General features: G+C 72.1%; 19 protein-coding genes. 10 read left to right on the forward strand and 9 right to left on the reverse strand.

Going from position 1 to position 18,765, the window contains the following annotated elements; genetic code table 11:
* A partial coding sequence (locus EBN88_RS12140; RefSeq protein WP_122183860.1) for a terpene synthase family protein occupies positions 1-1,089 on the reverse strand: 1,089 nt, incomplete at its 3' end.
* Between the two features lie 246 nt (positions 1,090-1,335).
* Here EBN88_RS12140 and EBN88_RS12145 point away from each other — a divergent pair.
* Together EBN88_RS12145 and EBN88_RS12150 are read left to right on the forward strand one after the other, a co-directional pair.
* The gene (locus tag EBN88_RS12145) at positions 1,336-3,090 is read left to right on the forward strand and encodes an NAD+ synthase (protein WP_122183861.1); all 1,755 of its coding nucleotides are present in this window, start codon (positions 1,336-1,338) and stop codon (positions 3,088-3,090) included.
* A gap of 151 nt (positions 3,091-3,241) precedes the next feature.
* The gene (locus EBN88_RS12150; protein ID WP_122183862.1) at positions 3,242-4,405 is read left to right on the forward strand and encodes a S1 family peptidase; all 1,164 of its coding nucleotides are present in this window, start codon (positions 3,242-3,244) and stop codon (positions 4,403-4,405) included.
* 55 nt (positions 4,406-4,460) lie between these two features.
* Here the strand turns inward: EBN88_RS12150 and pspAB are convergent, their stop codons facing one another.
* The 3 genes from pspAB to EBN88_RS12165 form a co-directional block, all read right to left on the reverse strand.
* Positions 4,461-5,072, reverse strand: a complete 612-nt coding sequence (gene pspAB, locus EBN88_RS12155) for a PspA-associated protein PspAB (protein ID WP_122183863.1) — start codon at positions 5,070-5,072, stop codon at positions 4,461-4,463.
* A 50-nt stretch (positions 5,073-5,122) separates the two neighbouring features.
* Positions 5,123-6,019, reverse strand: a complete 897-nt coding sequence (gene htpX, locus EBN88_RS12160; protein ID WP_122183864.1) for a zinc metalloprotease HtpX — start codon at positions 6,017-6,019, stop codon at positions 5,123-5,125.
* A 138-nt stretch (positions 6,020-6,157) separates the two neighbouring features.
* Positions 6,158-7,072: an alpha/beta hydrolase family protein gene (locus tag EBN88_RS12165; protein ID WP_122183865.1), complete on the reverse strand. Its 915-nt coding sequence runs from the start codon at positions 7,070-7,072 to the stop codon at positions 6,158-6,160.
* Positions 7,073-7,174: 102 nt separating this feature from the next.
* On the opposite strand from EBN88_RS12165, the gene EBN88_RS12170 reads away from it, so the two are divergent.
* Positions 7,175-7,744: a TetR/AcrR family transcriptional regulator gene (locus tag EBN88_RS12170; RefSeq protein ID WP_122183866.1), complete on the forward strand. Its 570-nt coding sequence runs from the start codon at positions 7,175-7,177 to the stop codon at positions 7,742-7,744.
* 28 nt (positions 7,745-7,772) lie between these two features.
* Here the strand turns inward: EBN88_RS12170 and EBN88_RS12175 are convergent, their stop codons facing one another.
* Entirely contained in the window at positions 7,773-8,798 is a 1,026-nt protein-coding gene (locus tag EBN88_RS12175; protein WP_122183867.1) for an endonuclease/exonuclease/phosphatase family protein, read from the reverse strand.
* Positions 8,799-9,065: 267 nt separating this feature from the next.
* Between EBN88_RS12175 and panB the strand changes: the two genes are divergently transcribed.
* Positions 9,066-9,947 (forward strand): 3-methyl-2-oxobutanoate hydroxymethyltransferase, encoded by an 882-nt coding sequence (gene panB, locus EBN88_RS12180; RefSeq protein ID WP_122183868.1) that lies wholly within the window; start codon positions 9,066-9,068, stop codon positions 9,945-9,947.
* Between the two features lie 35 nt (positions 9,948-9,982).
* Here the strand turns inward: panB and EBN88_RS12185 are convergent, their stop codons facing one another.
* The 3 genes from EBN88_RS12185 to EBN88_RS12195 form a co-directional block, all read right to left on the reverse strand.
* Positions 9,983-10,180 (reverse strand): hypothetical protein, encoded by a 198-nt coding sequence (locus EBN88_RS12185; protein ID WP_122183869.1) that lies wholly within the window; start codon positions 10,178-10,180, stop codon positions 9,983-9,985.
* A 77-nt stretch (positions 10,181-10,257) separates the two neighbouring features.
* Positions 10,258-10,959, reverse strand: coding sequence for an NADPH-dependent F420 reductase (npdG, locus tag EBN88_RS12190; RefSeq protein ID WP_122183870.1), 702 nt, complete (start codon positions 10,957-10,959; stop codon positions 10,258-10,260).
* Between the two features lie 85 nt (positions 10,960-11,044).
* Complete coding sequence (locus EBN88_RS12195) at positions 11,045-11,317, reverse strand: hypothetical protein (RefSeq protein WP_233580617.1); 273 nt, start codon at positions 11,315-11,317, stop codon at positions 11,045-11,047.
* A gap of 34 nt (positions 11,318-11,351) precedes the next feature.
* Here EBN88_RS12195 and map point away from each other — a divergent pair, with 34 nt between their 5' ends.
* The 6 genes from map (at position 11,352) to EBN88_RS12225 (ending at position 18,029) form a co-directional block, all read left to right on the forward strand.
* Complete coding sequence (gene map / locus EBN88_RS12200; RefSeq protein ID WP_122183871.1) at positions 11,352-12,218, forward strand: type I methionyl aminopeptidase; 867 nt, start codon at positions 11,352-11,354, stop codon at positions 12,216-12,218.
* Between the two features lie 134 nt (positions 12,219-12,352).
* Positions 12,353-13,015 carry a biliverdin-producing heme oxygenase gene (locus EBN88_RS12205; RefSeq protein ID WP_233580618.1) on the forward strand — a complete coding sequence of 221 codons (663 nt, stop codon included), beginning with the start codon at positions 12,353-12,355 and terminating at the stop codon, positions 13,013-13,015.
* A gap of 213 nt (positions 13,016-13,228) precedes the next feature.
* On the forward strand, positions 13,229-14,503 hold the full coding sequence (locus EBN88_RS12210) for an ABC transporter substrate-binding protein (protein ID WP_158621359.1): 1,275 nt from the start codon (positions 13,229-13,231) through the stop codon (positions 14,501-14,503).
* Entirely contained in the window at positions 14,500-15,459 is a 960-nt protein-coding gene (locus EBN88_RS12215; protein ID WP_122183874.1) for a carbohydrate ABC transporter permease, read from the forward strand. The genes EBN88_RS12210 and EBN88_RS12215 overlap by 4 nt, the downstream gene beginning before the upstream one ends.
* Entirely contained in the window at positions 15,456-16,292 is an 837-nt protein-coding gene (locus tag EBN88_RS12220) for a carbohydrate ABC transporter permease (RefSeq protein WP_122183875.1), read from the forward strand. The genes EBN88_RS12215 and EBN88_RS12220 overlap by 4 nt, the downstream gene beginning before the upstream one ends.
* A 132-nt stretch (positions 16,293-16,424) precedes the next feature.
* Positions 16,425-18,029 carry an alpha-amylase family glycosyl hydrolase gene (locus EBN88_RS12225; RefSeq protein ID WP_122183876.1) on the forward strand — a complete coding sequence of 535 codons (1,605 nt, stop codon included), beginning with the start codon at positions 16,425-16,427 and terminating at the stop codon, positions 18,027-18,029.
* Positions 18,030-18,226: 197 nt separating this feature from the next.
* Here the strand turns inward: EBN88_RS12225 and EBN88_RS12230 are convergent, their stop codons facing one another.
* On the reverse strand, positions 18,227-18,754 hold the full coding sequence (locus EBN88_RS12230) for a hypothetical protein (RefSeq protein WP_199742333.1): 528 nt from the start codon (positions 18,752-18,754) through the stop codon (positions 18,227-18,229).
* Positions 18,755-18,765: the final 11 nt, after the last annotated feature.

Raw genomic sequence — 18,765 nt, forward strand, 5'->3', positions numbered from 1 at the left:
GCCGGGACCGCTGAGCTGGACCGGCGGGCGCCCGGGCGCGGCGCGGTCGGTGGCCTGGTCCGTGGTGCGGCCGCCGACGGGGTCGCGGACGAGGTCCCCGGCGAGGTCGCCGACGACCGACTGGCCGCCCGCGCCCCCGGCGTAGCGGGCCGAGGCCACGCCCCACCGCTGGTTGCCCGCCATCCAGCAGCGCAGCCCGTCGACATAGCGCTCGACGGCCTCCCGGCCCGCCGCGTCCAGGGCCAGCCGCGCGGCGAGGTCCGGCAGCCGGGAGGCGGCCCGTTGGAACAGCTCGACCCGGCCGCGCACCAGCCCGACGACCTGACGCACCGCCGCCTCGCGGGAGCAGCCCTGGGCGCGCCGGCGGATCAGCACCAGGTTGTGTGGGTCGCCCGACGCCTCCTCGCGCTCCAGGGAGTGGACGTCGTTGCAGAGGAAGATCACGTCGCCGGCGCAGCGGGTGAGGATCTGCACCTCGGTGCTCCAGTAGGCGCGGGCCGGGACCTCGAACCGGCCGGCGCGTTCGATCAGGTCGAAGCAGGGCGCGGTGCCCACCGCCTGTCGACGCACCGCGAGGTAGGCGTGCTCGTCCAGGGGCGCGGAGGAGAGGCGGTTGCGCGCCTCGCGCACATAGGAGCGGAAGAAGCGGGTGAGGTTGCGCGCCGCGCGCTCGCGCCACGCCGGTGACATGCCGTCGGCGGCGCGCCGCCACATGTCGGCGTAGGCGCGGGTCAGCGGCAGGTCGAGGGCGGGGGGCGCGCCGGGCGGGCGGTAGGCGACGGCGGCCAGGGCGGTGGTGAGCCGGGCGACGCGCTCCGGGCGGCGCCCCAACTCGCCGTCGAACTGGTCGTCGAGGGGGAAGCCGAGGCAGACCGCGTCGGTGGCCAGTTCCAGGTCCTCGGGGGCGGCGTCGGGGTAGGCGTGGGCGGCCAGGTCGGTGAGGCGCCAGTCGGCGTAGGCGCGCAGCGGGGAGCCGTCGGCGACCAGCCGATGGGTCCGCACCCAGGCCAGGTGGTGGGCCCGCGCCCGCTCGGCCGAGGGGTTGGTCCGGGTCTCGAACGGCAGGAAGAACCGCACGTCCTGCGGCATGGCCGCTCCCCTCAGTCCGGACGGTGTCCGGGTGTTGTCCGCGTGTTGCCGGCGCCCCCAAGCTCTGCCCCGACCGCAGGTGCGGCAATCGGACATTCCGGCGGACGATGGCCGAAACGCCCCAGCACTCGGGGGATCACCGCAGGTGACGAGGCGGGCACGGGTCGCCACAACGGCCGGAACCGGACGGCCGCCGCCGCTCCCGCCGCCCCATATCGCGTCAGTTGGACGATTACACTCGCCACCATGCCTCAGCTACGACTCGCCCTGAACCAGATCGACGCGAGGGTCGGCGATCTGGCCGGCAACGCGGAAGCGGTGCTGCGCTGGACCCGGCACGGCGTGGAGCACGGCGCCCATCTGGTGGCGTTCCCCGAGATGATGCTCACCGGCTACCCGGTCGAGGACCTGGCGCTGCGCTCCTCGTTCGCCGCCGCCAGCCGGCGCGCGCTGGGCGAGTTGGCCGAGCGGCTGGCGGCCGAGGGCCTGGGCGGGGTGCCGGTGGTGGTCGGCTATCTGGACCGCACCGAGCACGCCCGCGAGCACCTGGGGCAGCCGGCCGGCTCGCCCCGCAACGCGGCGGCGGTGCTGCACGAGGGCCGGGTCGCGCTCACCTTCGCCAAGCACCATCTGCCCAACTACGGGGTGTTCGACGAGTACCGGTACTTCGTGCCGGGCGACACGCTGCCGGTGGTGCGGGTGCGGGGCGTGGACGTGGCGCTGGCGATCTGCGAGGACCTGTGGCAGGACGGCGGCCGGGTGCCGGCGACCAGGGCGGCGGGCGCGGGGCTGCTGCTGGCGATCAACGCCTCGCCCTACGAGGTAGCCAAGGACGACACCCGCCTCGACCTGGTCCGCAAGCGCGCCCAGGAGGCCGGCTGCGCGTTGGCGTATCTGGCGATGGTCGGCGGGCAGGACGAGTTGGTCTTCGACGGGGACTCGCTGGTCGTCGACCGGGACGGCGCGGTGCTGGCGCGGGGCCCGCAGTTCGCCGAGGAGTGCCTGCTGCTGGACCTGACGCTGCCGGCGGCGACCGAGGAGCCGCCGGCCGGCCGGGTCGAGGACGGGATGACGATCGACCATCTGACGCTGACGGCCGAGCCGTTGCCCGCCTACGCCCCGGCGTATCCGGGCGGCGAGGCCGAGCGTCTCGACGACGCGGAGGAGATGTACCGGGCGCTGGTCACCGGGGTGCGGGCGTATGTGGAGAAGAACGGCTTCCCCTCGGTGCTGCTCGGGCTCTCCGGCGGGATCGACTCGGCGCTCTGCGCGGCGATCGCCTGTGACGCGCTGGGCGCCGAGCGGGTGTTCGGGCTGGCGATGCCCTCGCGTTACTCCTCGGAGCACTCGGTGGACGACGCGCGGGAGTTGGCGCGGCGGACCGGGCTCAACCTGCGGACGGTGCCGATCGGCGGGATGTTCGACGCGTACATGGAGCAGGTGGGGCTGACCGGGCTGGCCGAGGAGAACCTCCAGTCGCGGCTGCGCGGGACGCTGCTGATGGCGGTCTCCAACCAGGAGGGCCACATCGTGCTGGCGCCGGGCAACAAGAGCGAGTTGGCGGTCGGCTACTCGACGCTCTACGGGGACTCGGTCGGCGCCTACGGCCCGATCAAGGACCTCTACAAGACGGGCGTCTACCGGCTGGCGCGCTGGCGGAACGAGGCGGCGGCCGCGCGGGGCGAGACGCCGCCGATCCCGGAGAACTCGATCGTCAAGCCGCCGAGCGCCGAGCTGCGCCCGGGCCAGGTGGACACGGACTCGCTGCCGGACTACGACACGCTGGACGCGGTGTTGGAGCGGTATGTGGACCGGGACCAGGGCTGGTCGCAGATCGTGGCGGCGGGGTACGCGCCCGAGCTGGTGACCGAGGTGCTGCGGCTGGTGGACCGCGCGGAGTACAAGCGGCGGCAGTACCCGCCGGGCACCAAGATCTCGCCCAAGGGCTTCGGCAAGGACCGCAGGCTGCCGATCACCAACGGGTGGCGCGAGGGGCGTTGACCGTCGTCCGCCCCCGCCGGAAGTTCGTTGGCGCACTTGGTCTAGACATGTGCATGGCATGACCGTACGCTCTCCCCCGCAGAGGTGAGAGCGCTCCCGTCCTTTGCTGTTCCACCCCCTCACAGGTAGAGCATCAAAGGAGTACCCCCACATGAGACGTAAGCCCGGCATTCGCCTTGGCCTGTCCGCACTGCTGGTCGTCGGCGCGCTGGCCGGCACATCGGCGGCCGCCGCCTCCGCGAGCGCGGCCAACCCCACCGCCGAACCGGTCGCGTCCGAGGGCCTGTTGACGGCCCTCCAGCAGACCTTCGGCCTCACCGAGGCGCAGGCCGTCGAGCGGCTCGCCGACGAGGCCGCCGCCACCGAACTCGCGCCAGACGCCCGGCAGGCGGCTGGCTCGGCGTTCGGCGGCAGTTGGTTCGACCCGGCCAGCGGCGCGCTGGTGGTCGCCGTCACCGACGCGGCGGCCGCGGCCGAGGTCGAGGCCACCGGCGCCCAGACCGCCCTCGTCGAGCACGACGCGGCGACCCTCGACGCCGCCCTCGCCTCGATCGACGCGCTCGCCGACGAGGCCGGCGCGCCCGACGCGGTGGCCAGCTGGCGGGTCGACCCGCGCGTCAACAGCGTGGTGGTCGACGTCGTCGAGGGCCAGGAGTCCTCGGCCGAGGTGGTGGAGTTCCTGGCCGCCGCCGAGCAGGCGGGGCCGGTCGCGGCCGGCACCGTTCCGGAGGCCCCGTCCACCTTCGCCGCCGGCACCGTGGGCGGCGACCCGTACTACACCGGCAACGTCCGCTGTTCCATCGGCTTCTCGGTGCACGGCGGCTTTGTCACCGCCGGCCACTGCGGCGGACAGGGGCAGGACGTGTTCGGCTGGGACCGCTCGCACATCGGGCAGTTCCAGGGCTCCTCGTTTCCGGAGAACGACTACGCCTGGGTGAGCGTGGGCAGCGGCTGGTGGACCGAGCCGGTGGTGCTCGGCTGGGGCGCCGCCCCCGACCAGCTGGTGCGCGGCTCGGCCGAGGCCCCGATCGGCGCCTCGATCTGCCGCTCCGGTTCGACCACCGGCTGGCACTGCGGCTCGGTGCTGGCCAAGAACGAGACGGTCAACTACAGCGACGGAACGGTCGTCCGCGAGATGACCAAGACCAGCGTCTGCGCCGAGCCCGGCGACTCGGGCGGCGCCTACATCAGCGGCGACCAGGCCCAGGGCGTCACCTCCGGCGGCTGGGGCAACTGCTCCAGCGGCGGTGAGACCTGGTACCAGCCGGTCAACGAGATCCTGGGCGCCTACGGGCTGACCCTGCACACCGCGTAACGCGCGCGAACGGCGGCCCGCTCCTCGCACCTCGCGAGCGGGCCACCGTTCCGCCTCACAGGCCGGGCGCGCCCCAGACCGGGAACCAACGGGAGAGGTCCTCCTCCACCCGCAGGTCGTCGGCGAGCAGGGCGCGCACCCGCAGCTCAAGCCCGTTGTCCCGGCGCTCCTTCGCGCCGGGCAGCGGCGCGAACGGGTAGAAGGTGCCGCGCTTGTAGAGGTAGACCAGCGCCAGCGAGCGGCCCTCGGGGTCGCGGAACCCGACCAGCGAGCACAGCAGTTGGGGCCCGAATCCGGCGTCCTTCAGCAGGGTGTTGACCGCGTGCAGGTCGTTGACCAGGGCGTTCAACTCCTCGGCCGGGTGGCGGGCCAGCAGCCAGGTGTAGCCGTAGTCGTCCTGGCTGAACTCGACGGGGTGGCCCGTCTCGGCGTCCGGGTCGGCGTTCGGGTTCGGGTCGAGATCGGCGTCGAGCAGCTCGTGCACCTCGTCCCGCACCCGGGTGAAGGCACCGCCCTCCACGCTGGCGAAGCAGACCGAGCCGGCTCCCGTGGGCGTGAAGCCGCCGCCGGCGGCGAGGGTGACGGCGGCCGAGGGGACCGCGAACAGCTGGTCCAGATCGGGTTTGACCGGTTTGCGCCGGCCCAGGATCGCGTCGAGAAAGCCCACGAACGTTTCCCCTTCTGCCGTTTTTCCCGCCGGGTTTCCTTGCCGCGCCCTCAGGGCCGGCCCAGCTCCTGGGAGAGCCGGCCCAGCCGGTCCAGCCGCTGCTCCAGCGTCGGGTGCGAGGAGAACAGCCGGCTCAGCCCGTCGCCGGAGAGCGCGGGCGCGAAGTAGAACGCGTTGAACGGCTCGGCCTGCCGCAGGTCCCTGGTCGGAATGCGGGCCATCTGCCCCGACACCTTGGTGAGCGCCGAGGCCAGCGCCGAGGGCCGGCCGGTGAGCAGCGCCCCGGTGCGGTCGGCGGACAGCTCGCGGTAGCGGGAGAGCAGCCGGGTGAGCAGGAAACTGATCACATAGACCACGGCGCTGACCAGAGGGATCAGCAGAAAGAGCACATTGTTATTGTTCCGACCGCCTCGGGTCAGCCCGCTCCACAGGGCGATCCGGGTGATCAGCCCGGCCAGCACGCCGAGGAACGCGGCCACCGTCATCACCGCGACATCCCGGTGCGCCACATGCGACAGCTCGTGCGCCAGCACGCCCTCCAGCTCGTCCCGCTCAAGACGGCGCAGCAGCCCGGTGGTGGCGCAGACCATGGACTTCTTCTGGCTGCGGCCGGTGGCGAACGCGTTGGGCACGTCGGTGTCGGCGATGGCGACCTTCGGCTTGGGCATGTCGGCGAGCGCGCAGAGCCGGTCGACGGCGCCGTGCAGCTCCGGCGCCTGCTCGGGCGTGACCTCGCGGGCGCCCATGCTGTAGGCGGCGATCCGGTCGCTGAACCAGAACTGGACGAAGAACAGCCCGCCGGCGAGGACCAGGATCAGCGGCCATGCCTCGCCGAAGGCCGCGATCAACACGCCGACGAAGACCACGTAGAGGAGCCCGATCAGAAACATGGTGAGGCCCATGCGTCGGGTCAGCCCGCGATCGGGGGCGAACCGGGTGCGCGCCATGCCGTTCCTCCAGGCGTCGGGACTGCGGGCGTCGGGATCTCCCTCAAAAGTAAATCAATCGGAGGAAAACCGAGACAACGAGCACCAACGGCGACGAACGGGGGCGACCGGCCGGGGCGAGAGCGCGACCCGGCCCGTTCACTTGCTGGTGACGCTCCACGTGCCGTCGCCGGCCGCCGCGACGGCGTCGTTGAGTGCGGCCCACGCCGCGCCGTCGAGCTTGAGGGCGTCGCCGAGGTAGGCGGAGATCGCTTCGGCGACGAGGGCGACGCGGGCGGGGTCCTCGTCGGTGGTGTCGGTGACCGTCTCGCCGGCGAGGCCGCCCAGGGTGTGCTCGCCCTCCGCGATGGTGAGCAGGCTCTTCGGCGCCGGGCTGAGGTGATAGGCGTCGGTGAACCACTCCGGCCCCCGGGTGGAGAGCTGGGACTGGTCCCTGCCGCCCGCGACGACCAGGGCCGGAGCGGTCATGGTGGAGAAGTCCGGCCGCATGAACGGAAGGTGTTCGGCGGCGAACGGGGTGAGCGTGTCGCCCGTTCCGGTCGCGGCGATGAGCGCACCGGCCGAGACCGCCGGGTGGGAGAAGTCCTCTCCGGGAGTCCCTTCGGCGTCGAGCACGCGCGCGCCGAGGAGCGTGCCGGCGGTCTGCGCGCCCCAGGAGTGGCCGACGACCGCGACGCGGCCACGGTCGACGCGGTTCTCCAGATCGCCCGCCTGGAGAAGGATGTCGCCGAGATGGTCGAGAACGGCGTGGAGGTCGGCGATCCGGACGCGCCAGATGGTGGCGAAACGCGGGTCGTCCCACGTGATGCCGTTGCGGCGGGAGTCCAGGTGGGTGGGCTGCACGACGACGAACCCGGCGGCCGCCCACCGGTCGACGAGGGGTTCGTATCCGTCCATGGACCACGCGTTGCCGTGGGAGAACACGATGACGGGAAGGTCCCGGCCCGACTGGGGGGCGGTGACCTTCACCCGGAGATCCATGCCGCGCCCCGGGGCGGGAACGACGATGGGCTTGACCGCGACGATCCGCTGGTCGAGGCGAAGGGAAGGCATGGGGTACCTGTGCTTTCTCCAGGGGGCGCCCTGCCATACTTTGGCGGAGCGGCGTTCCGCCAAAGTAGCGGAACATTGTTCCGCGAGCAAAGGGAGGTTCTCGTGCCGGAGTCGGTCGGAGTACGCCAGGCGCAGGCGGCACGGACGCGCGGCGCCGTGCTGGCGGCAGCGTCGGCGGCCTTCGTGGATCAGGGCGTCCAGGCCCCCATCCGCGACATCGCCGAACGCGCCGGCGTCGGCGTCGGGACGATCTACCGCCACTTCCCGACCCGGGCGGACCTCGTCACCGCCGTCTACCGGCACCAGATCGACACCTGCGCCGCACTCGCGCCCCAACTCCTGGAGGAGTCGGCCTCCCCGTTCGCCGCCCTGACCGGCTGGGCGGACGCGTTCGTGGACTTCCTGGTGACCAAGCACGGCCTCGGTGCCGCCCTGGGGTCCGACGATCCGGGGATGGAGAACCTCCACGCCCTCATGCTCGACACCCTGGTCCCGGCCTGCGCGACGCTGCTCGACGCCTGCGCCGCCGACGACGAACTCGTCCCCGACCTCAGCGCCTACCGGCTCATGCGCGCCATCGGAAACCTCTGCATCACCGGCCCCGAATACGACCAGGCCGACGCCAGACGCATGGTCGCCGTCCTCCTCGCCGGCTGCCGTCGCACGCCCTAGCGACGGAACCGGCCCCGCGACACGCGCCCTAGAAGTCCACCCGGGCCGCGACCGGCAGATGATCGCTTCCGGTCGCCGACAGCGTCCAGGAGGACACCGGCTCCAGGGAACGCACCAGGATCTGGTCGATTCTGGCCATCGGAAAGCTCGCCGGCCAGCTGAAGCCGAAGCCCGCCCCGGCCGCGCCCTGGGTGGAGCGCAGCTGCGAGGTGAGCGGGGCGAGGGCCCGGTCGTTCATGGTCCCGTTGAGGTCGCCGAGCAGCACCGCGTGGTCCACCCGCTCGGCGGCGATGGCCTCGCCGAGCAGCTCGGCCGAGCGGTCCCGCCGCTCGGCGGTGAACCCGGCCCTGAACTGCACCCGCACCGAAGGGAGATGGGCGACGTAGACGGCGACGGGCCCGCGTTCGGCGTTGACCGTGCCGCGCAGCGCCCGCGTCCAGCCCATCCCGGTGTCGACCGGCGCCACGTCGTCCAGCGGGTAGCGGCTCCACAGCCCGATGGTGCCCTCGACCGCGTGGTACGGGTAGGCGTCGGCCAGCTCTGCCTCGTAGGTGCGGAGCGCCCGCTGCGGCACCTCCTGGAGCGCGACCACGTCGGCGTCGCTCTCCGAGATCTGGCGGGCGGTGCCGGCGTGGTCGGCGTTGTCGGCGTCCACGTTGTGGCTGACCACCATCAACTCGCCCCCGCCGGCGGTCTTGTCCAGCAGCAGCCCGCCGAAGAGGTTGGTCCACACCAGCGCCGGCACCAGCAGCGCGACCAGCGCCGTCGCCGAGCGGCGCAGCAGCGCGCAGCCGGCGAGCACCGGGACGGCCAGCCCGCACCACGGGAGGAACGTCTCCAGCAGGCTGCCGACGTTGCCGATCCGGTTGGGCAGTCGGGAGTGCAGGGTCAGCAGCAGCGCCAGCGCGAGGGCCAGGCCGGCCGGCCACAGGCCGCGCCGCCAGCGGCCGGTCCGGTCGCTCCAGCGCGGTGTCCTGGTCCCCGCCCCGTCGGCGCCGTTCGGCCCGTCGGCCGACGCTCCTCCGCGCGGCGTCGGGGTGTCCAGCTGTGCCATTCGCGCCCTCGCTGACCGATCGTGCCTTAGTCCGGGTCCTTGCCGCCGGGGTCGTCGCCGCCGGGTTGCCGCCGCTGTCCGGGCTCCGCGCACCCACCCGCGCGGGGCCTCGCAAGGGAGGACGGTCGAGGCGCGGCGCGGGGTTCCCGTTATATCAGCCGCGATCTTCACCCCCCACTTCCCGCCCGCGCCGGTCGGTGCGATGCTGGAAGGAGTCCGGGGACGCCGCTTGAGGCGCTTCGAGATCACGAGAACAGGAGCAGCGTGATGACGCAAGCCACTCCTGCCCAGGCGCCGTCCGCCACAGCGGAGCGCACAGGGCTCTACGGCGGCAAGAGCAGCCGCAGGATCACGGTCAGGGACATCGCGGCGGCCAAGCGGCGCGGCGAGCGGTGGCCCATGCTCACCGCCTACGACGCGATGACCGCCTCCGTCTTCGACGAGGCCGGCATCCCCGTGATGCTGGTGGGCGACTCGATGGGGAACACGGCCCTGGGGTACGACTCCACGGTGCCGGTCACCCTGGAGGAGATGACGATGCTGGCGGCGGCCGTGGTGCGGGGCACCCGGCGGGCGCTGATCGTGGGGGACCTGCCGTTCGGCTCGTTCCAGGAGGGCCCGGTGCAGGCGCTGCGCAGCGCCACCCATCTGGTCAAGGAGGCCGGGGTCGGCGCGGTCAAGCTGGAGGGCGGCGAGCGTTCGGCCGACCAGATCAGGCTGCTGGTGGAGTCGGGCATCCCGGTGATGGCGCACGTGGGGCTGACCCCGCAGTCGGTCAACGCGTTCGGCGGCCACCCGGTGCAGGGCAGGGGCGACGAGGCGGCGGCGCAGCTGCTGCGGGACGCCAAGGCCGTGCAGGACGCGGGCGCGTTCGCCGTGGTGCTGGAGCTGGTGACGGCGGAGCTGGCCGCCGAGGTGACGCGCAGCCTCTACATCCCGACGGTCGGGATCGGCGCGGGGCCCGAGTGTGACGCGCAGGTGCTGGTCTGGACGGACATGGCGGGGATGACGGAGTGGCCGGGCGGCCGGCTGCCGCGCTTCGTCAAGCAGTACGGGCAGCTGCGGGCGGCGCTGGGCGACGCGGCCAGGGCGTTCGCCGAGGACGTGGTCCAGGGCGCCTACCCGGCGGAGGAGCACAGCTTCCACTGAGACGGGCGGGGGCCGGGGCCGCCTCGGAAGGCCCCTCAGGTGGACTGGGACCTGGCCCGACGCGCGTAGTACCAGGCCATGTTGGAGGAGACCCCGGCCAGCAGGACCCAGATGATGCCGAACCAGTCGCCTCGGGCGAACGAGATCACGGCGGCCGCCACGGTCAGCAGGCAGAGCAGGAGCGCGTAGCGGCTGAGCCGGCGCGCCTGGGTGGCGGAGTTCGGGGCTGCCATGGACGGGCCTTCCGGGAGCGAGGTGCGACGGTCGTGTCCGGTGGGCCCGGACACGACCGCCATTCTCCCCCGGCGGGTCAGATGTCGGTGAGGCGGATGCCGGCGTGTGCCCGGTAGCGGCGGTTGACGGCGATCAGGTTGGCGACCAGCGCCTCGACCTGGTGCGCGTTGCGCAGCCGGCCGGCGAAGACCCCGCGCATCCCGGGGATCAGCTGGGCGATGGCCTGCACGGTGGCGCAGTCCTCGCGGTCCTCGCCGAGGACCATCACGTCGGTGTCGATCTTCTCCAGCTCCGGGTTCTGGAGGAGGACGGCCGAGAGGTGGTGGAACGCGGCGGTCACCCGGGATTCGGGCAGCAGGGCGGCGGCCTGCTCGGCGGCGCTGCCCTCCTCGGGGACGATCGGGTAGGCGCCGCGCTTGTCGAAGCCGAGCGGGTTGACGCAGTCCACGACGAGCTTGCCGGCCAACTCGGCGGTGAGCGCGGACAGGGTGCGGGCGTGCCCCTCCCAGGGAACGGCCACGATCACCACGTCGGAACGGCGGGCGCACTCCGCGTTGTCGGCGCCCTCGACGCCGTGGCCGATCTCCTGGGCCGCCGCCTGGGCGCGTTCGGCGGCGCGGGAGCCGATGATCACCGTCTGACCGGCGCGGGCCAACCGGTAGGCGAGGCCCCGGCCCTGGTCGCCGGTGCCGCCGAGCACGCCGATCGTCAGATCGGAGACGTCGGGCAGTTCCCAGGGGTCGCGGCGGGCTGGTGAGGAGTCGTCACGTGTGGTCATACGCTCGATCCTGCCACCGGCGGCCGCGTTTCCCTGGCGGATGTCGCGTTGCTCACGCCCGGGAGACGCTTCGGCGGGCGGGTGTTCACCAGGGTCCTGGGTCGTCGCCCTCGGGTCGGCGGCCCCCGGGTCGGTTGGGGTCCGCGCGGTCGGGGTCGTCGTTCCAGCGGGGGTCCTGGCGCCAGCTGTCGTCGCGGTCCCTGGCGATCTCGATGGCGCGGGCCGCCTCCTCACGGCTGGCGTAGGGGCCCATCCGGTCCTTGGCGGGGCACTCCAGCCCCTCCTCGACCTTCCCGTGCCGCAGGCAGTAGTACCACTCGCCCGCCTTGCCGCTGGGCTTGCGCTTGAAGAGAGCCATGTTCCTTATCCTGCCCGCCCGTAGACTCGGACGCATGTCTGGCCAGTCACTTCTTCAGCCCGGCAGGATCTCGCCTCGGCGCTCCGTGCCCTCCGCCATTCCCCGTCCCGCGTACGTGGGTCAGGCGGGCCCGGCCCGTTACACCGGGTCCGACGTGCAGGACGCGGAGACCATCGAGCGGATGCGGGTGGCGGGCCGGATCGCGGCGCGGGCGCTGGCCGAGACCGCTCGGCACATCGAACCCGGCGTCACCACCGACGCGTTGGACGCGGTGGCGCACGCCTTCCTCTGCGACCACGGCGCCTACCCGTCGACGCTGGGGTACCGGGGGTTTCCCAAGTCGCTGTGCACCTCGGTGAACGAGGTGATCTGCCACGGCATCCCGGACTCGACGGTGCTGGCCGAGGGCGACATCGTCAACCTGGACATCACGGCCTTCGTCGGCGGGGTGCACGGGGACACCAACGCGACGTATCCGGTGGGCGGCCCCGAGGCGCTGGACGAGGAGTCGCGACTGCTGGTGGAGCGGACGCGGGAGGCGCTGGACCGGGCGATCCGCGCGGTGCGCCCGGGGCGGCGGATCAATGTGATCGGCCGGGTGATCGAGTCCTATGCGAAACGTTTCGGCTATGGCGTGGTGCGCGACTTCACCGGGCATGGCGTGCACACGGCCTTTCACTCCGGCCTGATCGTGCCGCACTTCGACGACCCGGGCGCGGACACGGTGCTGCTGCCGGGGATGACGTTCACCATCGAGCCGATGCTCAACCTGGGCACGCATGAGTGGGAGATGTGGGCGGACGAGTGGACCGTGGTGACCAAGGACCGTAAGCGTTCGGCCCAGTTCGAGCACACCCTGGTCGTCACGGAGGGCGGGGCCGAGGTGCTGACGCTGCCCTGAGCGCGCCCGCGCGGGTGCGCGGTTTTACCGACGGGCTGTCGGCAAGTTCTTGACTTAGGTAAGCCTAAGTAGACAGTATGGCGGAGCGCGACGTTCCGCCGCGCCCCGTCGCCCTGAGGCCCTGGAGGTCACGCGTGACCGTTCTCGACGCCACCCCCGCCCCGTTCTCCACCCTGATCCGCCAGGCCTCGCACGCCCAGCACGAGGCGGCCCACGACTCCACCTTCATGGACGACCTGCTGGGCGGCCGGCTGGGGATCGCCGCCTTCCGCCGGTACACGGAGCAACTCTGGTTCGTCTACCGGGCGTTGGAGGAGGGCGCCGAGCGGCTCGCCGCCGACCCGGTGGCCGGGCCCTTCCTGCGGCCCGAGCTGTTCCGCGTTCCCGCGCTGGAGCGCGACCTCGACCATCTGCACGGCGGCGCCGACTGGCGCGCCACCGTCCATGCGCTGCCCACCACCGAGCGGTACGCGGCGCGGGTGCGCGAGGTGGCCGAGACCTGGCCGGGCGGCTATGTCGCCCACCACTACACGCGCTACCTCGGCGACCTCTCCGGCGGCCAGGTGGTGCGCGGCGTCGCCGAGAAGACCTGGGGGCTTGAGCGCAGGGGCGACGGCGTGCGGTTCTACGTCTTCGACGAGGTCCCCAACCCGGCGGCCTTCAAGCGGGAGTACCGGGCGGCGCTGGACGCGATAGCCGTGGACGAGGCCGAGCGGGAGCGCGTGGTGGGCGAGTGCCGGCTGGCGTTCGGGCTGAACATCGCGCTGCTGGCCGAGCTGGACGCCGTCGCCCGCTGAGGCCCGACCCGGGGGTGCCGCCCCGGAAGCGGCACCGTTCCGCGCGGTGCGCCACCGCGCGGAGACCTTTCCGGTGAATATTTCCGATAAGCGCGTTTTTAGCTTGGTGTGTGCTGGAGGACACGGGACTCTGAGGCCCTTGGAACGCGGGGTCTTCTGAGGGAGCACGTCCTGAGTACGTCGATCGGCAGCAGCGCAAGGGCGTTCTGGGCCGTGTCCGTTCTACTGGCCACCACCGCCTGTGGATCGGCCGGTGCCGACGCGGCATCGGTCGATCCCCGGAGGGTCGGTCCGGCCAGCGGCGACATCACCTGGTATGCCATCAACTTCGGACCAGAGGGCTTTCCCGAGCAGCTGATCGCGGCCTTCGAGAAGGCCCATCCCGAGATCAACGTCGACTTCCAGCCGGCGCCCAACAACACCGACACCATGCGAGCGACGCTCACCACCGAGATCACCGGCGGCTCGGACGCGATCGACGTCTACAACGGGGACCTCGTCTGGCCCGCGCAGTTCGGCGACGCGCAGCTGGCGATGCCGCTGGACGAGCACCTGCCCGACGACTTCTGGGACCGCTACCCGGAGGAACGCTCCCGGCTCACCGAGTACGGCGACACCCATCTGGCGGCGCCGCTCTATGTGGACTCCGGCTTCCTCTACTACCGCAAGGACCTGCTGGAGAAGCACGACCTGCCGGTCCCCGACACCTGGCAGGAGCTGGCCGAGACGGCGAAGCTCCTCCAGGACGAGGGCGAGGTCGACTACGGCTATGTCGGGCAGTGGGCCAACTACGAGGGTCTGACGGTCAACTGGACCGAACTGTCCGCCGCCGCCGGCGGCCGCAGCGTTTCGGAGGACGACTCCGAGGCCGCCATCGACTCCCCCGAGAACCGCGAGGCGCTGGACTTCATGCGGCAGCTGTTGGACAGCGGCGTCGTGCCCTCCGCCTCCACCAGCTTCCAGGAGCAGCAGTCGCTCCAGACGTTCGTGGAGGGCGAGGCCGCCTTCCACCGCAACTGGTCGCACGGCTGGGGCATGGCCAACGACCCGCTGGCCTCGCAGATCGTGGACAGGGTCGGCGTGATGCCGCTGCCCGGCTTCGAGGGCGGCGAGGAGGTCGGGCCCTCGGCTGCCGGCGGCTGGAACCTGATGGTCAACCCGCACAGCAAGCGGATCGGCGCCTCGCTCGTCTTCATGGACTGGATGACCGGCCCCGAGGCCCAGCGGATGATGGCGCAGAACTCGGTCCTGCCGGCCAACGAAGAGGTTCTCCACGACGAGGAGTTGCAGCGGGAGAACCCCGTGCTCGAGGTCGCCGCCGACCTGGACATCGTCGCCCGGCCCGCGCACACCCCGCGCTACCCGCAGATCAGCCACGGCATCTACACCAACATCAACGGCTCCCTGGCCGGCTCCGGTTCCACCGCGAGCGCGCTGCGGGCGGCGGCGGCCGACATCCAACGCGCACTGGAGGACCGGGCCCTATGAGCGGAGCCACAGCGCGGACCGAGCCCCGGCGGGCGACGGCCCAGGAGTCCGACGGGCGTTCCAGCCTGGACCGGAAGTTCGCGCGCCTGGGGTGGGGCTTCGCCACGCCGGCGCTGCTGGTGGTGCTCGCCATCACCCTCTTCCCCATCGCCTTCTCGGTGGCGATGAGCCTGAGCCATGTGACGGTCTCCGCCGACGGGTTCCAGCTCTCCGGCACCACCGGCGAGCACTACGAGCTGCTGCTGAGGTCCGACCGCTGGCGCCACGCGCTGGTCTTCACCGTGCTCTACACCATCGGCACGGTGGTCGCCGAGCTGGTGCTGGGCACCCTGATCGCCCTCGTACTGGAGCAGCTCTCCGGCGGCCGGGGCTGGATGATGGCGCTGCTGCTGCTGCCCTGGGCCATGATCACGGTGGTCTCGGCCCAGCTGTGGGCGTACATGTACAACGGCGTCTACGGGGTGCTCACCGCGCTGACCGAGGCGCTGACCGGCACGCCGTTCCAGTTCCTTGGCACGCCCACGCCGGCGGTGCTCTCGATGGCGGCGGCCGACGTGTGGAAGACCACTCCGTTTGTGGCGATCATCGTGTTGGCGGGGCTGATGATGCTGCCCAGCGACGTGGTGGAGGCGGCCCGGGTGGACGGGGCCAACGCGTGGACCGCGTTCTGGAAGGTCCGACTCCCGCTGCTGCGGCCGGCGTTGGTGATCGCGGTGCTGTTCCGCATCCTCCAGGCCTTCGGCATCTTCGACCTGCCCTTCGTGCTCACCGGCGGCGGCCCGGGCGACGCCACCGAGTCGTTGGCGCTGCTGGGCTGGCAGGTGATGTTCACCAACCTGGACTTCGGCCCCGGCGCCGCCGTGGCGGCCAGCACGGCGGCGCTGGTGCTGGTGGGCTGTCTGATCTTCCTGCGGGCCTTCAAGGCCCGGGTGGGCGACGAGGAGACGCAGGCATGATCCGACCCCGTATCCGCTTCCACTTCCGCTGGGTGCACCTGGCGGCGCTGCTGGTCGCGCTGTTCGTGGCCGCCCCGCTCTACTGGATGGCCGTCAGCTCCCTCAAGCCGATGGAGGAGGTGGGCGCCACCCCGCCGACGGCCTGGCCGGAGAGCCTGACCTTCGAGAACTACCGGCAGGCGTTCGCCAACAACAACTTCGGTCGCTACCTGCTGAACTCGGCGCTGGTCTCGCTGCTGGCGACCGCGCTGGTGCTGAGCCTGAGCGCGTTCGCCGGCTACGCGCTGGCGCGGCTGCCGCTGCGCGGCAAGTCGCCGATCATGATCGCGCTGCTGATGATCTCGCTCTTCCCGACGATCGCGCTGGCCGCGCCGCTGTTCCTGCTGATGCGGGAGATCGGCTGGCTCAACAGCTACCAGGGCCTCATCCTCGTCTACACGGCGCTCAACATCCCGTTCGCGATCTGGATTCTTCGGAACTTCTTCCTCCAGATCCCCAAGGAGATGGAGGAGGTCGCCTGGGTGGACGGCGCCTCCCCGGTGCGGACCGTGCTGGGCGTGATCCTGCCGCAGGCGCTGCCCGGGATGTTCACGGCGGCGATCTTCACCTTCACGGCCTGCTGGACCGAGTTCCTGATCGGGCTGACCCTCAACACCGCCGACAGCTACCGGACGATGCCCGTGGGCGTGGCACTCTTCGGCTCCACGTTCACCGTTCCCTACGGCACGATCTTCGCTGCCGCGACGGTCTCGGTGCTGCCGATCGCGCTGCTGGTGCTGGTCTTCCGCCGGGCGGTGGTCTCGGGCCTGACCTCGGGCGCGGTCAAGGGCTGACGCGCGGCGGGCCATCGGGGAGTGGGTTGATCGGCGTTGATCGTCGGGTTTCCATGGAACGTCTGAAACCGTGTCGAACGTCCGAGACCGCCGCGCGACGCGGCCCGCACCCGCACGAAAGGTCGTCCCCGCATGTCGCCGTTCCGCCCCGCTCCCAGCTGGCTGGCCGACGCCGTCCTCTACCAGATCTATCCGCAGAGCTTCGCCGACTCCAACGGCGACGGCATCGGCGACTTCGCCGGGATCACCGAGCACCTGGACCATCTGGCGTGGCTCGGGGTCAACACGGTCTGGCTCAACCCGTGTTTCGCCTCCCCGTTCAACGACGCCGGCTACGACGTGTCGGACTATCTGCGGGTGGCGCCGCGCTACGGCACGGAGGAGCAGCTGGCCGAGCTGGTGGAGGCGGCGGCGCGGCGCTCGATCCGGGTCATGCTCGATCTGGTCGCCGGGCACACCTCCGACCAGCACCCCTGGTTCCAGCGGGCCGTCGACGACCCGGACGACCACCGCTACATCTGGACCGAGCGGATGGACGAGGAGCTGCCCAAGGGCTTCGTCACCTCGCCGGGCAGCCGGCCGGGCGGCTACCTGCCCAACTTCTTCGACAGCCAGCCCGCGTTGAACTTCGGCTACGCCCGCACCAACCCGGACGAGCCCTGGCGGCAGCCGGTGGACGCGCCGGGCCCGAAGGCCAACCGGGCCGCGCTGCGGGAGGTGATGGACCACTGGCTGGGCCTGGGGCTGGCCGGCTTCCGCGTGGACATGGCGCACTCGCTGGTCAAGGACGACCCGGGGATGAAGGAGACCGGCACCCTGTGGACCGAGCTGCGCCGCTGGCTGGACGACGCCCACCCGCACGCGGCGCTGCTGGCCGAGTGGGGCGACCCCTCCGTCTCGGTGCCGGCCGGCTTCCACTCCGACTTCTTCCTCCAGTTCGGCGGCCCCTCGGACGGGCTGCCGCTGCGCTCGCTGTGGAACAACGGCGAGGGCACGGTGGCCGAGCACTGGACGCAGGAGCACTGCTACTTCGACGAGCGGGGCCTGGCGTCGGCCGGCACCTTCGTCAGCGCCTTCGAGTCGGTGAACGCGGTCGTCGGCGACCAGGGCTTCGTCACCCTGCCCAGCGCCAACCACGACTTCTCCCGGCTGGCCTGCGGCACGCGCACCGCCGAGCAGCTGCCGGCCGCGTTCGCCTTCCAGCTGACCTGGCCGACGCTGCCGGCGATCTACTACGGCGACGAGATCGGGATGCGCTACATCCCGGACCTGCCGGACCACGAGGGCAGCCGGCTGGGCCCGCGCTACAACCGGGCCGGCTCGCGCACCCCGATGCAGTGGGACGGCTCCCCCAACGCGGGCTTCTCCACGGCGCCGGCCGACAAGATCTACCTGCCGATCGACCCCGACCCGCAGCGGCCCAACGTGGCGGCCCAACGGGCCGACGAGGGCTCGCTGTTGCACCTGGTGCGGCGGCTGATCGCGCTGCGCCGCTCGCACGCGGAGCTGGGCGCGCGGTGTGGGGTCGAGGTCTTCCACACCGGCTACCCGCTGGTGTATCTGCGGGGTGACCGCTTCCTGGTGGTCGTCAACCCGCGCCGCGAGCGCGCCGAACACCCGCTGCCCCGGCCGGACATGGCCACGGCGCGGCTGGTGTTGGGCGAGGGCGTCACGGTGGGCCCGGACGGGATCGCGGCGGCCGGCTTCGGCTACGGCGTCTTCGACCTGCGGCCCTGACCGGGCGAACGGGAGGGGCCTCGCGGCCCCCAGGCCGCGAGGCCCCTCCCGTCGCGTCCGGACGCCCGGCACGGCGGACCGTCCCGGCACGGCACATCCAGGCGCACGCTGACCAACGCCCCACTGGGCCACCACCCAGCGCGAACGCCGGGGCGCCGGCAGACCTGTGCCTCGCGCGCTCAACCGCCCCGAACTCCCTACAGCTGGTCCCCCCTGCTGGGTGGTTTCGGGGGATGCGTCCCGCCACCGTCCTTGCTGTCCTCTTCGCAGGTGCGTCGGGCGTAGGACTGGTCATTGGGGATCAACAGCACTCCGTCAACCCGCTCGGGGTGCTCGACGACGAGCCAGTCGTCGCCCGTGAGGGGATCGTCGGCCGGCCCGAACGCCTGGGACGAGGAGACCGTCTGACACCCCAACGTCACGCGCTCCCTGTCGACCGCGCAGGCGTCCACTGCGGGATCGGAGTACGCGTCGGCGCCGTCGAAGCGGAAGCGGAAGTGGACCCGGTCACCTTCGGATGGCACCTGCGGGTGGGGCTCAACGCTCCAGTCAACGATCGCGGCGGTGACGCCGAGGGGCTGCCCGTCCGTGTCCACGACCCGCACCCTGACACCGGCCTCACCGCGCTCCGCCGTCGTGTCGGCGCAGACCCAGGAAGAGCAGCCGGACAGGGCGAGAACCACCAGAGCCGGCCGGGCGACGGCGAGTACACGCGCGGGGAACATCAGGATGACCT

Source organism: Streptomyces triticirhizae (assembly GCF_003696235.1).
In the GTDB taxonomy this organism is placed as follows: Bacteria; Actinomycetota; Actinomycetes; order Streptomycetales; family Streptomycetaceae; genus Streptomyces; species Streptomyces triticirhizae.

Bases quoted from the DNA above. Each gene is read 5' to 3' on its own strand.
- EBN88_RS12185 (WP_122183869.1), bottom strand. From the start codon at position 10,180: ATGGCAGCCCCGAACTCCGCCACCCAGGCGCGCCGGCTCAGCCGCTAC.
- EBN88_RS12195 (WP_233580617.1), bottom strand. From the start codon at position 11,317: ATGGCTCTCTTCAAGCGCAAGCCCAGCGGCAAGGCGGGCGAGTGGTAC.
- EBN88_RS12150 (WP_122183862.1), top strand. From the start codon at position 3,242: ATGAGACGTAAGCCCGGCATTCGCCTTGGCCTGTCCGCACTGCTGGTC.
- EBN88_RS12165 (WP_122183865.1), bottom strand. From the start codon at position 7,072: ATGCCTTCCCTTCGCCTCGACCAGCGGATCGTCGCGGTCAAGCCCATC.
- EBN88_RS12175 (WP_122183867.1), bottom strand. From the start codon at position 8,798: ATGGCACAGCTGGACACCCCGACGCCGCGCGGAGGAGCGTCGGCCGAC.
- htpX (WP_122183864.1), bottom strand. From the start codon at position 6,019: ATGGCGCGCACCCGGTTCGCCCCCGATCGCGGGCTGACCCGACGCATG.
- EBN88_RS12145 (WP_122183861.1), top strand. From the start codon at position 1,336: ATGCCTCAGCTACGACTCGCCCTGAACCAGATCGACGCGAGGGTCGGC.
- npdG (WP_122183870.1), bottom strand. From the start codon at position 10,959: ATGACCACACGTGACGACTCCTCACCAGCCCGCCGCGACCCCTGGGAA.
- EBN88_RS12225 (WP_122183876.1), top strand. From the start codon at position 16,425: ATGTCGCCGTTCCGCCCCGCTCCCAGCTGGCTGGCCGACGCCGTCCTC.
- EBN88_RS12220 (WP_122183875.1), top strand. From the start codon at position 15,456: ATGATCCGACCCCGTATCCGCTTCCACTTCCGCTGGGTGCACCTGGCG.
- panB (WP_122183868.1), top strand. From the start codon at position 9,066: ATGACGCAAGCCACTCCTGCCCAGGCGCCGTCCGCCACAGCGGAGCGC.
- EBN88_RS12230 (WP_199742333.1), bottom strand. From the start codon at position 18,754: ATGTTCCCCGCGCGTGTACTCGCCGTCGCCCGGCCGGCTCTGGTGGTT.
- EBN88_RS12215 (WP_122183874.1), top strand. From the start codon at position 14,500: ATGAGCGGAGCCACAGCGCGGACCGAGCCCCGGCGGGCGACGGCCCAG.
- map (WP_122183871.1), top strand. From the start codon at position 11,352: ATGTCTGGCCAGTCACTTCTTCAGCCCGGCAGGATCTCGCCTCGGCGC.